Genomic DNA, 15,486 nt, shown 5'->3' with positions numbered 1-15,486 from the left:
ATTTAAAATAGCTCGGAAGCGAGTACGAGACTGATGTCATATTTGTATGGCATCTTTCTTGCATTATTAATTGACACTATCATTAGCTCTAAAATGTTACGACTTTGTCTCAGAGCGACTCATAGAAAAATAAAAGCGGACTGAGCAAACGATAAAATAAATAGAATGTGGAATTTAATGTACAGGTTTACTCTTAGTGTGGCAAAATTGCCACAAGAGTATGAAAAATAAAAGGATAATAATTGAATTTTTAAAACATTTTTGAGGTGTATTATGAAACATTTTCTACTTTTTGTAGTGGCAATTGCTATTTTGTTGCCGCTTTCCTCACTAAGGGCTGACGAGTCCGATATTGACAAGCTTTCGCTGTTGCTTGGTGCTTCAAACGCCGGTACAGAATTCCTTATGACTTTTCATCCTTGCTGGGAAACGCAGGGACCAAACAATGCAATCCGAATTTATGTAGCCTCGCTCTACAAGACAAAAGTTACACTTAGTATACCCGGTTTTGCTATTACCATTGTCAAAGAGACTATACCAAATGATGTAATTGAATTTACTCTAAAACCGACAGAAGCCCAGGTGTATTCCAAATCGGACTTTGTTGCACCACAGCCATCTCAAGTATGGGAAAAGCGAGCTATTATAATAACTGCGGAAGACCCCATTATCTGTTATGGCGTAACACGTTTTCAATACACATCAGATGGCTATATGGCATTGCCAATTAACGTACTTGGTACTGATTATCAAGTAGCATCCTATGCCGACCCAACTAACAACACCGGGCAATTTTTACCAAGCTATACAAGTATAGTCGGTGCTTACGATAATACTACTGTTAATTTCAAACTTGGCGGCTTCGAGACTATGAGAATAATTAAAGAAAATGGTGACGAACTCAAAGCCGGACAGAGCATGACCAAAATGATCCACAAAGGCGACGTTTGGTTGATAGCAGGTGTCGGGCAATTTAATGATTTGACAGGTTCGAACGTAAATGCAGATAAACCGGTAGCCGTAATATCAGGAAATTTCTGTGCCTATATTCCAACTCATATAGCAGCATGCGACTATATTATTGAACAAGAATTGCCAATTTATAATTGGGGCAAGAGTTATTTGGTATCACCAATAGCGTATAGAAAAAAACCTGCCCTTGTTAAGGTTTTTGCGGCTGAAGCAAATACTAATTTTTCAATAGATGGTATTCCGGCAGGAAAAATCCATACTGCAGGCGGCTTCAAAGACAAAGGATATATAGAAACGAGAATTGCAATGGATACACCGAAACCTGCTAGAATATCTTCTAACAAAGCTATCAACGTAGTTCAATACAATCCGGGACAAATGGATGATGGTGTAGAAAGCGACCCGTTCCAAATGCAAATAATGCCTGTTGAGCAATTCCAAACTGATGTTATATTCAATACACCCGGGATTAAAGGTGGATTTGGGTTTAACGATAATTACATAAATATAGTTTATTTGGCAAAAGCAGATGGCACTATTCCCGATGATTTAATGTTTGCAGAAGCTAAAGCCGAAGAATTAAATTGGATACCTGTGAAAAATATAAGTCCTTCGCAGGGAACCCCATTTTATGGTGAGGAAAAAGACGGGCGTCAATATTACTCCAAAACGTTAAAACTGGATCATGATGGCGTATATAGAATGAAAGCTGATGAACCATTTGCGGTTTATGCATATGGATATGATTGGTATGATTCATACGGTTTCCCCGCATCAGGCAGACTTATTGATATGTCTTCTGACGATTCACTCGCACCTGAAATAGACTACGAAATGGACGAAAACGGCAACATCACCGGTGTAGTCCGAGACGTTACTCAACCAATCTCTAAAGTTAGCAAAGACGGCGACGAAGTTCAAACATCAAATGCTTCCGGACTATCTTCGGTACGATTGATTAATGCACTTAGCGATAATTACAAACTCGAATATACTCCTTTTATTCCGGGAATTGATAACGAAACAAATTTCCAAATAAATGTGGTAAATAAGTATAAATCATCAAAAGCAGTTCTTGCTGTGACTGATAGAAGAGGCAACGATAAAATTGTTGAATTCAGTATTAAGGCAACACCTGTTCCAACTATTGTTTCTACTGAGACTTATTTCGGCAAATTGAAATCAGGTAAATTTGAAGAATTAGAGTTTGCACTTACTAATAATGAAAGTATGAGCACTGTGCCTGTCAATTCGATCGTATTCCAGAAAAATGACACACAATTTGAAATTATTAATAATATCGAAGAAAACACAGTATTGAAACCCGGTGAAGAACACAAATTCCAGGTTCGTTTCAACGCTCGCAATATGAATGAAGATGATATTAAAAAAATCGAAGGGGCATTTTCTAATCAGATTGGCATCAAATTAGCCGATGGCGATGTTCAATATTTCGACTATCTCACTGCCGAAGTTGCTAACCCGCGTTTACAAGTTACAGGTACAGACTTTGCTACTCAAGCGGCTGGCGAACCTGTGAAAGACCGTTATGTCCGTATCACAAATCCAAGCATGGTAGATATGTTTGTCACAGGATTTGAAGTTACCGGCAGCTCCGAATTCACGTTCGCTTTGCCGACAGTATCGGAAGAAGAACCACTTGTAGTAGCTGCGGGACGTGAGTACAATATAGTAACAAGTTTCACACCTACAGCGCCAGGCGAATTTGCAGCAACTTTAAAAGTCATAAGCGATGGCTATGTAATAAAAGACGAAGCCCAAATCACAGGCGTTGCGATTCCATCATCAGTCATTGACGACAAACTGTTTGGCGGCACCTTCTCCGTAAATTATGACGGAGCCTCAATTACATTCCGCTCCGAGCACGATGCCACACTTTCGGGCATGAAAGTATATGATTTGAACGGCAGAACACTGTTCAATTCTGAGCTTACCAACAATGTAAACTCTTACAGCGCAGCCGTCCCCGGATTGACTTCCGGCGTTTATATGCTCCATCTCAAAATCAATGGCATTTGGATGAGCAAGAAAATCTCTCTCTAAGATACTCATAAATGCTCCACTCCTTTAAAGCATACGATATCCTCCTTTTGAAAAAAAGGGGGATTTTTATTTGTGGACTTAGGTGGCAAAATGAAAAGGTTGAAATGAGGCAAGAAATGAATATTATAAAATTGTTATGTTTGTAGAATGCATTTTTGCGTTTTGGAAAATAAATAATAAAAAGAAGGCATATAAATGTCGTTAGTCGCTATACAACATTATCAGAATGAACTGCAGAAAGTCAAGGATTACAGTGGTAGCAGTAAGGAAACTGCCATTCGTAACTCCTTTTATAATTTGCTCAATCATTACGCTTCGCAAAATGGACTGATTTTGATTCCTGAATTATCTATCAAAACCTCTACAGGTAGAACCATAACTCCCGATGGTACACTCAAGGATTCGCTTAGACTCGATTGGGGTTATTGGGAAAGTAAAGACGAGGACGATGATATTGATTTGGAAATCAAAAAGAAATTTGCCAAAGGCTATCCTAAAGATAACATACTTTTCGAGGACAGCCAAATTGCCATATTGTTCCAAGGTGGTCGAGAAGTCATTCGTGCTGATGTCCAAAACGCTCTCGCACTCGACAGTTTAATCAAATCTTTTGTCAATTATCAGCGACCGGAAGTTGCCAATTTTCGTGCTGCAATCGAACTATTTAAAAGCGATATTCCGAATGTCGTCACTGCATTGCGAAATATGATTAACGAGCAATTAGGTTATGGGGATCAGGGTTTAGTTGCTGAAAACAAAAGCACAGTTAATCAAAAATTCATAACAAAACTATTAGAATTTCACGAAATATGCAAGCAATCAATCAATCCGGAAATTACTCTCGATGATATTAACGAAATGATGATTCAGCATATTCTGACTGCCGATATTTTCAATACGATATTTGACGAGCCATATTTCCATCGTGAAAATAACATTGCCAAGCAGTTGGAAACTGTAATTAATACTTTCTTTACGCGGCAAATTAGAGAAAATTTGCTCTCTAAGATTAATATTTATTATCAAGCTATCAATGTAGCAGCAGCCGGAATTGCAGACCATCACGAAAAGCAGAAATTTTTGAAAATTGTTTACGAAAATTTCTACAAGTCATACAATCCGAAGGCTGCCGACCGGCTCGGAGTGGTCTATACACCAAACGAAATAGTCCGCTTTATGATTGAAAGCACGGATTATCTTCTGCATAAGCATTTTGGACGGTTTCTGTCGGATAAGAACGTGGAAATACTCGACCCTGCAACAGGCACAGGTACTTTCATTTGCGATTTGATTGATTATTTGCCCAAAGACAAGCTCGAATACAAATACAAGAACGAAATCCATGCAAACGAAGTGGCTATTTTGCCCTACTATATCGCAAATTTGAATATCGAATTCACCTACAAGCAACGCATGGAAGAATATGCAGAGTTCAAGAATCTGTGCTTTGTTGATACGCTCGACAACATGGGATTCGATTACAAAAACAAGGTTAATGAACTGTTCAGTGTTTCCGCTGAAAATACGGAAAGAATCAAGAAACAAAACGAACGGAAAATTTCAGTCATTATCGGCAATCCGCCCTACAATGCCAATCAGATGAACGAAAACGACAACAACAAAAACCGCGAATATCCGATTATAGACAAGAGAATCAAAGACACATACATCAAACACTCAAGCGCACAAAAAACTAAAGTCTATGATATGTACAGCCGTTTTTACAGATGGGCTATGGATAGATTGGGAGATGAAGGTGTAATTGCTTTTATCACAAATCGTTCATTCATCAACAGTAGAACATTTGACGGCTTTAGGAAGATAGTTGCTTCAGAATTTGACCATATTTACATAATTGACCTTGGAGGCGATGTAAGGGCTAATCCGAAACTTTCCGGTCCTAAACACAATGTTTTTGCTATTCAAACCGGAGTAGCGATTATGCTTTTAGTGAAAACCTCAGATAACAGTATTTATTTATCTAATAACGATGAGGAAGAATTTAACTATTTGAAAAAATCACTAAAACTCACTCCGATTGCTAAAGAACCAGCGGTCTATTATGATGAGCAAAAATATATCAGCCCCAAAGGATGCAGAATATTTTACATTAGACGTCCTGAGATGGAAACAGCAGAAGATAAAGTCAGCTTTTTATCGCAAACAAAAATTCATGACTTAATCAGAAATGGAACTTTTGACCATATAAGACCCGATAAAAATAACAACTGGATTGAATTAACTGAAAACGATTGGGATACGATGATACCAATTATTGATAAAAACTTTAAGTTCAACAAAGGTAGTCAAGCAATATTCAAGACTTATTTTCCCGGTGTACCCACAAATAGAGATGAGTGGGTTTATGATTTTGATAGAAAAAATTTAGAAAACAAAATGAAGTATTTTTCTGAAATTTATAATAATTGTATTCAAGAAAAGAAAATAAATTTAAGTATTAAATGGAGTAGAGATCTTAAAAAAGAATTTGAAAGAGCTAAAAAATCAATTTTTTCAAAAGATTTAGTAATTAATGCAATTTACCGTCCATTTACAATTTTGTATCAATATTCTGAAAAATTATTAAATGATGTACTTACACAAAATCATTATGATGCATTTGGTAAAGAATTCAGTTTACAAAATAAATTATTGAGTGTTCCAGGAGTTGGAATAGATCGCCCCTTCCATATTTTAGGCTTAAAATATTTACCACATTTGCAGATAACACCTAATGGACAAAATATTCCACAATATATTTTCAGTTCAAATAATAAAAAAACTGACAACATCACAGATTGGGGCTTAGAGCAGTTTCACAATAATTATACAGACCAAACCATTACAAAAGAAGACATTTTCCACTACGTTTACGCAGTATTACACAACCCGGCATACCGCAAGAAATACGAAATGAACCTGAAACGTCAGTTCCCACGCGTGCCATTTTACGACGACTTCTGGAAATGGGCGGATTGGGGCAAAAATCTAATGGATTTGCATATCAACTTTGAAACCGTAACAGAATTTCCGCTCAAAGTAACTACAATTGAGCTGAAAAATGAAGTCTATAAGCCAAAATTGAAAGCTGATAAGGACAGCGGAACAATCGAATTGGACAACATCACGACGCTCTCCGGAGTGCCCAAAGAAGCATGGGAATATAAACTCGGCAACCGCTCCGCTTTGGAATGGATACTTGACCAATACAAAGAAAAGAAACCCAAAGACCCCACAATCGCCGAAAAGTTCAACACATACCGCTTTGCCGATTACAAGGACAAGGTCATTGACCTGCTGATGCGAGTCACCACCGTCAGCGTCGAAACAGTAAAGATAGTTAGGGAGATGGAGTAATCCCCTATCCCCCAAGCCCCAAATAGCGTTCTTTGATTATGTTCATGTGGTGAATGGCGTGACCGATTGTGATATAGCCCAAGGCGCGAGCGGAAACCTTGAATCCGTCGTTGTTGCCTAAGAACTTGCTTTGCTCCTCGCTTGCATTTTCAAGTAGGTGTCTCATGCCGGCGCGGACTGCCTTGAACTCCGCAACTATGCTATCCATAGAGCGGTTGCTGCCGTCTGCGTTGGCGGCGTAAGCATTCTCGTTCAAGGGCTTGAGCAGAGTGTTGCCGTCGCCACGTATGCAAACAAAGGCACGGTATGAGAATATCCTGTCTGTGTCGCATACGTGCAGCAGTACTTGCTTGGGAGTCCATTTATTTTCCGCATAACGATATTCGTGCTTTGATTTGTCAATAGACGAGTAAAATCTTGCGACTTCATCGGTATTTTGGTCGAAAAGTTGGAAGAAATCACCGTCGGGGACCAGATTTAAATAATTTTTGAAATATGGTCTATGTTCGTTTGATTCAGGCTTCTGCATGGAATATTTTCCTTTAATTAATTAATAAAATTACGCCCCTAAACCCCACCTACTCTTTCACGTTCCGCAAGGCAATAATTGAGTAGTTCTTTGCCGAAATCTGATGCGGTGCTAATTTTGTCGGCTTCGATTTCTACATGATTGAGATATTGCAGTCGGAAGGCGTCGCCATTGAAAAGCTCGGGGATGATGCCGGAAAAGAAGAAGCCCAAGGATTCGAGCATCGGGCAAAAGTGCGCAGTAGCGGCGTTGCTGAATGGCATGTCGAGATAAATATATTCGATTTTGCGGCGGATTACGTCTCGCAAATTATATGCGATTACATCCGGGAAATCAGCACCAAAGCGGTGAACTAACAAATGAGCCTGTCCCCAATCGGGTTTGACACGAACTTCAATTTCGGATTTTTCATGCTCGACTGCGAAATCATCGCCGACTGCTTTTATTTCGCGATTTAAGTTATTTTCATTTATGATTTTTGTGAGCATTCCCCTGTGATTCTCAGGCAAATATACTTGTCGCACCGGCTCCTCATTCACCCGAAGATAGAACAATACTGCGGTTTGACGCTTACCTTCGCCCAAGTCGCCGATTTTCTTGAACGTCAAGTTTGGTGGGACGTATCCGAGTACAATGCCTGTTTCGTGTCCACCGAGTGCGATGTTACCTTTTTGGGTGTAAGGGTGAATTGAGACTGCTTCGCTATAAAAGCCGAAATCGCCGATAGATTGCGAATGCTTTGCCAAATATTTCTTCATGCTTTCAAAAAGTCCTCGCCCACGATACCGCGGGTCAACCACAGCTTGTCCGGTTTCGCCCACTTTAGCGCCCTCAGTCAAGAAATTCAGCCCCAAATGCGCCACGAGTTCACCTTCGGAATTGAGTGCCACTACCGAACGCAGCAGCTTGGAATCGAGCAACTCGCTAATTTTCTCGGGATAGTAGATGAAATCGCCCGCATAAGTCAGCCCATAAGAGCGATAGACACAGCGCGCCAAAGCGACCGATTGCTCGGAACTCATCAGCATAAATTCCACATCATCAGTGGCGCGAGTGATTTCGGGGTCAATCGGCGAAAGGTCTTGCTCAGTGTATTCGGCGATAGTTTTTGCAGGCAAGTTTTTGTGGATTTCGATTCTTTTGCCATTTTTGCCGAGATTGATAAAGTGCAGTTCGTCGGCTATCTTTTTCATCAGAAGCAGTCGGAGCGCTCCCTCATCGTTGCTTTCCAGTTGCTTTACATCGAATGGCAAACCTTTGTCTTCGAATGCAAGCACAATTTTGTTCGGCTGACGAATTAGGGCAATGTCGTAATATCCGCTCTCATCCGCATCGAAGGAGTTTTCGATAATGCTGACTGAAGTTTCTTCGGCAACGAGTTCGATTTGCATAAGCTCTCTATCGTCGAAACCGTAGTTGGAGAACATTTCGTGAATGTACTTCAGTGATGCAGCGATAAAGCGTTTTTCATTCAATAATCTGAGCCTTGCAAGTTCTACTTGAGGAGCATTCGACATAACAATTTCCGCTATTAGTTAAAAATATATCTTGCAAAACTAAGTATGAAAATTGCAATTTCCAAATCTGAAAAATAATATAAGAGAATCGAAAATAATTATATAATAATAATATAAATAAAAAAATTCCAAGTAATTAAATATAAACGACTTGGAATTAATAGAAAATATTTAATTATTTAAATAATCATACAAAAGCATCTTTTATTTTCTCGAAAATATTTTTATCTTTTTCTTTATTATTTAATTGTGTAGGCGAAAAATTATCAAACTCTGCGAGAGTTTCAATTAATTCTTTTTCCTTCGAAGTCAATTTTGTGGGAATCGAAATATGCAAAATCACATATTGGTCTCCCCTGCCCGATGAATTCAGATATGGAATCCCTTTATCTCTGATTCTCAATCTTGTACCGTTTTGGGTGCCGGCTTCGATTCTAATATCCTCTGTTCCGGTCAAGGTCGGGACTTCTACGCTGTCGCCCAGAGCGGCTTGCGGGAATGTGATATTAAGATTGAAGATGATATTATTTCGGTCGCGAACAAAATAAGCGTGCTTTTTCTCTTCGATGATTACCATCAAATCGCCCGAAGCACCACCATTTTTGCCGACATGTCCCTTGCCACGAAGCGGGATGTAGTTTCCTTCTTCGACTCCGGCAGGAATATCAATTTTGATTTTATCTTCGCCAAAAATCCGTCCTTCACCACGGCAATCAGTGCATCTGTCGGTGATTTCCTCGCCTGTGCCGCTACATGTTTGGCATACGGAAACATTGATGAATTGACCGAACACTGAGCGTGACACTTGGCGAACTTCACCATGACCTTTGCAAGTGCTACAAGTGCGTTTACCACCGGACTTCGCACCTGTACCTGAGCAAGTGGAGCAAGTCACAAGTCTGCGTACTTTCAAAGTTTTTGCGACGCCTTCGGAAATTTCTTCTAAAGTTAAAGGTAGTTTAATCTTAATATCCGCACCGGGTTCGCCGGAGTATCGTTTGCCACGACCTGCATTTGAGCCACCAAAAAAACTATCGAATATGCTTCCGCCGCCGCCAAAAATATCACCAAAAGAAGAGAAAATGTCCTCCATGTTTTGGTATGTGTGATAATCTTGCCCACCACGCAAACCTTGGTGACCATAGCGGTCGTACCGAGCCTTTTTGTTTGGGTCGCTGAGCACTTCGTAGGCTTCGGCAGCTTCCTTAAACATATTCTCAGATTCGGGGTCGCCCGGGTTTTTGTCCGGATGATACTTAATAGCCATTTTTCGGTAATTTGCCTTTACCAAATCAGGCGTTGCGTTTTTGTCCAGACCCAATATCTCATAATAATCGCGCTTTTCCATTCTTTTCCTATCCTATTTTATTGATTTCCGGCTGATGTGATGACTTTTGCGTGACGTAATACTTTTTCTTTTATCATGTAACCGGGTTGAATCACTTGTACGATTGCACCTTCAGGCAATTCCGAAGGAGCCATCATCAGTGCCTCGTGGAAATTAACATCGAATTGTGAGCCCACGTTTTCTTCCATTTTCTTTACACCGGCTTCGTCAAATAGCTTCATAGCTTTAGCTTGAATCATATCCAAGCCTTTGACTAAGCTGTCGAAATCAGTCGTATTGTGAGATGCATTCGATGCTGAAGTAATGTCATCAAGCAATTCGAGCATTTTGAATAGTAATCTTTCGTTCGCAAAATCAATCATTTCTTGCTTTTCGCGAATACTGCGGCGACGAACATTTTCGAGTTCGGCGGCTTTTCGAATAAGTTGCTCTTTCAAATCGTCACGTTCAGACATAAGTGTTTCGTTTTGTTTGTTTAATTCGCTAATCACATCAACGAATTCTGAAATATCAGTTTCATTGTTGTTTGATTCTGGAACGACATTTTCATTTTCAAATTCATCGTTCGTGTTATTATTTTCACTCATTTTTAATTCTTCCTCCAAATCTTGAATCGGTATATTACGACTTTTTTCATTTTTCAAATATGTATTGTAAATGTCCTGTTTTTTATTTGGAGCAGGACGCAATGGTTTTTTTTGATTTCCTGTTTGCTCATCCATTTTAAAATCTCCACTAATATTATATTTAATTATATGATAACGTATAATGGAAGATTTTATGACATAGAAAAAAAATAGTGCAATAACGTGTGTAGAAGCTACACAAAAGTGGCTTTCATATTCTCGCTATATTAAAAGTTTAGGGTGCAAAACATGTGATAATATGCCTTACACCCTAAATATGATTAAAAAGCAAATAAAGCCCCAAAAACGAAGTCGGATACTAAACGGCACCTTCCCCTTGTAAAACAGCCGGAATTGTCAGGAAAATGATTTTTATATCATTCCATAAATTCATATTTTGAATATATTCTATATCGTAATCAATCATATCAAAAATCGTACAATGATTGCTCCGATTTTTTACTTGCCATAATCCGGTCATGCCGGGTTTTACAATCAAACGAATATCTTTGAATCGCTGATTATTCAAAAAGAAGAATTCTTCCGAAGGTCGCGGACCGACAATACTCATATCGCCAAAGAGTACATTGAATAGCTGCGGAAGTTCATCTATACTTGTGTTTCGCAAGTAACGTCCGATGGGTGTTATACGCGGGTCTTTGGGAGATTTGATGAAAGTGCCTTTGGCTTTTTCGATGCCGAATTGCTCATGGTCGAAGTCTGCCGACGTGTACATTGTTCGGAATTTGTAAATTAGGAACTTATGACCGTATTGCCCAAGACGAATTTGGGTATATATTACAGGTCCTCTTGTTGTAAGTTTGATTAATAGTGCGGTAATCAACAACAGTGGCGATGAAAGCACAATCATAGTGAGTGCTAAGACTACATCTAAAGCACGTTTCATACGAAGGTAAGATTGCCTTTCGGTTTGAATGGCGTGTAAGTCAACGACAAGAGTGTTTCTCGGTTCTGAGTAAACTCGCATATTTAGCCCCTATTTGCATGTTCTACAAAAATCAGTTTGTAGAATTCTCCGCCCTATAAAAACCTCGCGTAACTAAACAAATAGAAACAATTTTACGAATTCGCTCCCGAATAGTGATAAATAATAGAATGTAAAATTATGATATTCTTATTATATTTCCAAATTAATTAAAATTAATTATTCAGAAATTTTATTTCAAAGTAGTTCAACCAATCTTTCCCGGTAACATAAAAAGTGTCTGTGTCCGGATTGTATGCGATACCGTTAAATGCTTCGGCATCTTTGTTGTTTACTTCGAATGAACGTAATTTACCGAAATCAATAATGCTCAGTACTTCTCCAGTTTCCGGCTCTATGACTGCAATCTTGTCTGACATATAAATATTAGCATAAAGCAATCCGTTTACGTATTCCAACTCATTCAAGTTAGTCAAAGGTCTGCCATTTAGAACCACCGTTATCGTTTTTTCTTCTCTAAAAGTTTCGGGGTCAATGACCCTGAGGAAATAGCTGCCGTCACTTTTGATTAATTTTTCACCGAAATCAGTCAGTCCCCAACCTTCCGAAGGGTAAGTGAATGACTTGATTTGTTCAAATGAGACAGGGTCAAATACAAAGCAAGTTCGCGAAGTCCACGTAAGCATATACAATTTATCGTTCATGATTGCAATGCCTTCACCAAAGTGTTGCGGGCTAATTTTCTTTGACTTTAGCACTTTCCCTGTGTTGTGGTCAACAATCCTGACTGATGACCTGCCATATTGCCCTGTGCTTTCGTACAGATGTCCATTATGAAAGAGTAATCCTTGAGTGTAAGCCATCGGCTCTTTGGGAATAACACGAACAAGTTCAAAATCATAGGGAATTGATGCATTCTTGGTAACAAATATGCTTTCCGATTGATTTGCATTTGTATCCATTTTTATGTTCTCGTCCTCTATAATGTATGCTTCCTTGCTTTTAGAGCAAGAAATCATTGTAAAAATCAATATAATTAGTGTGTATTTCATTGTTTTGTGGCATTTAGTCGTTGAATTGTGCTCGTAGTAGATTTCCCGGCGACAAGCTCAATAATCACTACATCGCCTCCATTGTTGATTACAAATTCCCCGCCGACAACATCCTGAACGGTATAATCACCACCCTTTGTAATGATATGTGGTTTCAATTGCATAATCAGCTCCAAAGGAGTATCTTCATTGAAAAAGCAAACGTAGTCAACTGCACGAAGAGCCGAAAGAACAATCGCTCTATCCATCTGATTATTTACGGGACGCGAATCACCTTTCAATCTTCTGACCGAATCGTCGCTATTTAGCCCTATGACAAGCACGTCGCCCAATTGTTTAGATTGCTCGAGATACTTGACATGTCCCGCATGGAGAATATCAAAGCAACCGTTTGTGAAGACGATTTTCTTTCCTTGCTCCGACTTTTCCTGCAATATATTTGCTAAATCTGCACTATCATACAACATATTATAAGCTCCCAATGCTTGCGATGAGTTCCTCTTTCGTAATTGTTACTATGCCGGGTTTTTCGCAAACCAATCCGGCAGCATTGTTTGAAAGCGTTGCCGCTTCTTTTATATCTGCTCCACCGGCGAATGTCGCCGCTATCACAGCTATTGCAGTATCGCCTGCACCGGAAACATCGGAGATATGTCTCGCCTTAGTCGGTACAGATGATATTGTCCCATCTGATTCGAATAGCATCATTCCTGCCGCCCCGAGCGTAATTAGCACGCTTTCGCATTGTAAAAGTTCTAACAATTTTGTGCCGGCACTTTTTACATTATCAATAGTATCAAATTCATAACCTAATGCTTGTTGGGCTTCTTTACGATTTGGTTTGAAGCAAGTTACTTTTTTATATGCAAAGAAATTATCGCTTTTGGGGTCAACAAAGACCGGGATGTCTTTGTCATTGCAAAACGTGATAATTTCTTCAATCAATTTCGAAGTCAAAGTCCCTTTGTTGTAATCTTCCAGTATCACACCTGCGAGATTATTTTGATTGCTCAAACAATTTATGATTAACTCAAGCCCGGTATTCGATAGCGAGGTTCTAACTTCGCGGTCAATTCGTGCAATCTGTTGATTATTGCCAATGATTCGAGTTTTCACTGTTGTGGGACGACCTGAATCTACAAACAATCCCGTAGTATTGATTCCTGATGATTCGGCAATTTGTCTGAACATTGCTCCCGAGTTGTCATCGCCAATGATGCCACATAGCATAGGTTCGAGTCCGAGCGAACGGAGATTTTTCGCTACGTTTGCAGCGCCTCCCAGATGAAAAGTTTCGGATTCGACATCAATTACCGGTACGGGGGCTTCGGGTGAAATCCTGTTCACGCTACCCCAAAAATATCTGTCGAGCATAACATCGCCAATCACGGCGACAATTTTGCCTTGTGCGTTTTCTAATATTGTTGCAGTTCTGTTTTTATCAATGTGCTTCATTATAAATTAGTCCGTAATTGCAGTATATAAAAAGTTGTGTAATTCATCGCTAATTTTGGCTTTTTCAACCAAAATGTCAGGTAATTCGGGTGAGAAAAAGGTGTCAATGGGCGCATCTATGAAAAATGTATGGTCTTTTCTGGCGATATATTTGAATGCCGGATGGTCGTTGGAATATCCCTGAACGCGAGTTAGGGCTCCTGATGTCATTTCTTTCGGGAAAGCTGCTTTGAATTTCTTGTTCCCTGTGATATATTCAAATCTTTCAAAATCATTTGCCAATACAGCACGGATTTTCTTCAAATCCCCACTTTCGGGAGTATGGATGCCGCAAGCAATGAAAGATTCCTCATTTGAGAAATGGAAATATATGCCCGGAAGTGGTTTCTTTGCAAAGCTCAAAACATCATCTCCGTATGGGAACCAAAAGCCGAGATTTGTTTTGTACGGGTCTTTATTTTTGCTGAATCTTATGTCACGATTAATCCGAAACATCGAAACCTTCGGGTCGGAAATATAACGAAGGTTATTGCCGGACAAACGTTTCCCCATTTCACCAATGAATAGTTTAGATTTATCTTTTATTTCCTTTTCGTACAATTTGCGATTAGCATCAAACCATTCCTTAGAATTGTTTTTGCTAAGTTCGGCAAAAAAGTTAGCTATTTCCGGATTGAACCTGTCGAATTCAGGCGTCGCTTTCATTGTAACTCCTCAAATATCATATTTACGTTTATCAATGAGAAACCTTATGGCAGAATAAGCTGAGCTTAAAGCCATAAATTTCATGTTCAAATCTGTTTCGGCTTTCAAACTTACGAAGCCGAATTTTAATTTTTGTTCTTTGTCTTTACTTATAGACACATAAGAAGGCGAAATGTTCCCACTCGAATTACAAAGATACTGATTTAGTTTCAAACCCCATTCGTAGGGAGTCAAATAATCAGGACCACCCAAGCAATACAAGCCTTTTCGTTGCTTGCTGATAATTTTGTAAATCACCAAAGCGGCGTCTTCTGCATAAATCGGATTGGTTAAATAATCATCTCGAAGCGACAAATGTTCATTTTCGAGAATTTTTTCTACCATATTCGGCACATCGGGCAAATAGCCAAATATCATGGGAACTCGCAAAATTGAAAAATCTGCAACTGTCGTCAGCACTACATTTTCTGCAGCATGTCGAGCTTTGCCGTAATAATTCAAAGGGTTGGGCTTATCATCTTCTTTGTACGGTCCTGAAGTCCCATCGAATAATGATTCATTAGAAATTAGCATCAGATGGCAATCGTTGATTGCAGCTGCTTTGGCAAGATGCTCGACAACAAGTACATTTTTATTCCAAATCTCTAATTTATGTTTGTCCTCATCGGCGGAGTTGAAATCGTTTAGTGCGATAATATGCGATGGTTTGACATTGCTTATCAATTTTCGGAGAGATTTCAAATCATTCACCTTATATTCGTATGATTCCGTATCGTCGGTAAAAATTTGCTCGGAATCATTAATATTGACAAATGAATATGTAGTATGATTGGTCAGAAAGCGTCGCAAAAAGTGACCAAGTATGTTATTACCGTTTATAATTGCTATTTTATTCATTTCAAAAAATGTTTCACG

12 protein-coding genes are annotated in these 15,486 nt (G+C 39.2%); 2 read left to right on the top strand and 10 right to left on the bottom strand.

What is annotated here, in order from left to right; genetic code table 11:
- Positions 1-273 precede the first annotated feature (273 nt).
- Both M9949_02435 and M9949_02430 read left to right on the top strand, forming a co-directional pair.
- A complete protein-coding gene (locus M9949_02435; GenBank protein ID MCO5250263.1) occupies positions 274-3,036 on the top strand; it encodes a T9SS type A sorting domain-containing protein in 2,763 nt (920 codons plus the stop codon).
- Between the two features lie 195 nt (positions 3,037-3,231).
- The gene (locus M9949_02430) at positions 3,232-6,393 is read left to right on the top strand and encodes an N-6 DNA methylase (protein ID MCO5250262.1); all 3,162 of its coding nucleotides are present in this window, start codon (positions 3,232-3,234) and stop codon (positions 6,391-6,393) included.
- Between the two features lie 4 nt (positions 6,394-6,397).
- On the opposite strand, the gene M9949_02425 is transcribed toward M9949_02430, so the two are convergent.
- The 10 genes from M9949_02425 to M9949_02380 form a co-directional block, all read right to left on the bottom strand.
- Positions 6,398-6,922, bottom strand: a complete 525-nt coding sequence (locus M9949_02425; protein ID MCO5250261.1) for a DinB family protein — start codon at positions 6,920-6,922, stop codon at positions 6,398-6,400.
- A 38-nt stretch (positions 6,923-6,960) separates the two neighbouring features.
- On the bottom strand, positions 6,961-8,439 hold the full coding sequence (locus M9949_02420; GenBank protein ID MCO5250260.1) for an ATP-binding protein: 1,479 nt from the start codon (positions 8,437-8,439) through the stop codon (positions 6,961-6,963).
- Positions 8,440-8,626: 187 nt separating this feature from the next.
- The gene (gene dnaJ / locus M9949_02415; GenBank protein MCO5250259.1) at positions 8,627-9,787 is read right to left on the bottom strand and encodes a molecular chaperone DnaJ; all 1,161 of its coding nucleotides are present in this window, start codon (positions 9,785-9,787) and stop codon (positions 8,627-8,629) included.
- Positions 9,788-9,804: 17 nt separating this feature from the next.
- Positions 9,805-10,509 (bottom strand): nucleotide exchange factor GrpE, encoded by a 705-nt coding sequence (locus M9949_02410; GenBank protein MCO5250258.1) that lies wholly within the window; start codon positions 10,507-10,509, stop codon positions 9,805-9,807.
- Positions 10,510-10,732: 223 nt separating this feature from the next.
- Complete coding sequence (locus M9949_02405) at positions 10,733-11,401, bottom strand: sugar transferase (protein ID MCO5250257.1); 669 nt, start codon at positions 11,399-11,401, stop codon at positions 10,733-10,735.
- 173 nt (positions 11,402-11,574) lie between these two features.
- Complete coding sequence (locus tag M9949_02400) at positions 11,575-12,321, bottom strand: glutaminyl-peptide cyclotransferase (protein MCO5250256.1); 747 nt, start codon at positions 12,319-12,321, stop codon at positions 11,575-11,577.
- 86 nt (positions 12,322-12,407) lie between these two features.
- Positions 12,408-12,878: a D-glycero-beta-D-manno-heptose 1-phosphate adenylyltransferase gene (rfaE2, locus tag M9949_02395; protein ID MCO5250255.1), complete on the bottom strand. Its 471-nt coding sequence runs from the start codon at positions 12,876-12,878 to the stop codon at positions 12,408-12,410.
- A gap of 1 nt (position 12,879) precedes the next feature.
- Positions 12,880-13,866: a D-glycero-beta-D-manno-heptose-7-phosphate kinase gene (gene rfaE1, locus M9949_02390; protein ID MCO5250254.1), complete on the bottom strand. Its 987-nt coding sequence runs from the start codon at positions 13,864-13,866 to the stop codon at positions 12,880-12,882.
- 6 nt (positions 13,867-13,872) lie between these two features.
- Positions 13,873-14,571 carry a DUF2461 domain-containing protein gene (locus tag M9949_02385; protein MCO5250253.1) on the bottom strand — a complete coding sequence of 233 codons (699 nt, stop codon included), beginning with the start codon at positions 14,569-14,571 and terminating at the stop codon, positions 13,873-13,875.
- 9 nt (positions 14,572-14,580) lie between these two features.
- The gene (locus tag M9949_02380; GenBank protein MCO5250252.1) at positions 14,581-15,468 is read right to left on the bottom strand and encodes a sugar nucleotide-binding protein; all 888 of its coding nucleotides are present in this window, start codon (positions 15,466-15,468) and stop codon (positions 14,581-14,583) included.
- Positions 15,469-15,486 lie beyond the last annotated feature (18 nt).

It is taken from the genome of Candidatus Kapaibacterium sp. (assembly GCA_023957315.1).
In the GTDB taxonomy this organism is placed as follows: domain Bacteria; phylum Bacteroidota; class Ignavibacteria; order Kapaibacteriales; family UBA2268; genus PGYU01.
Note: the sequence above shows the minus strand (reverse complement) of the source record. Positions and strands in the feature narration are given on the sequence as shown.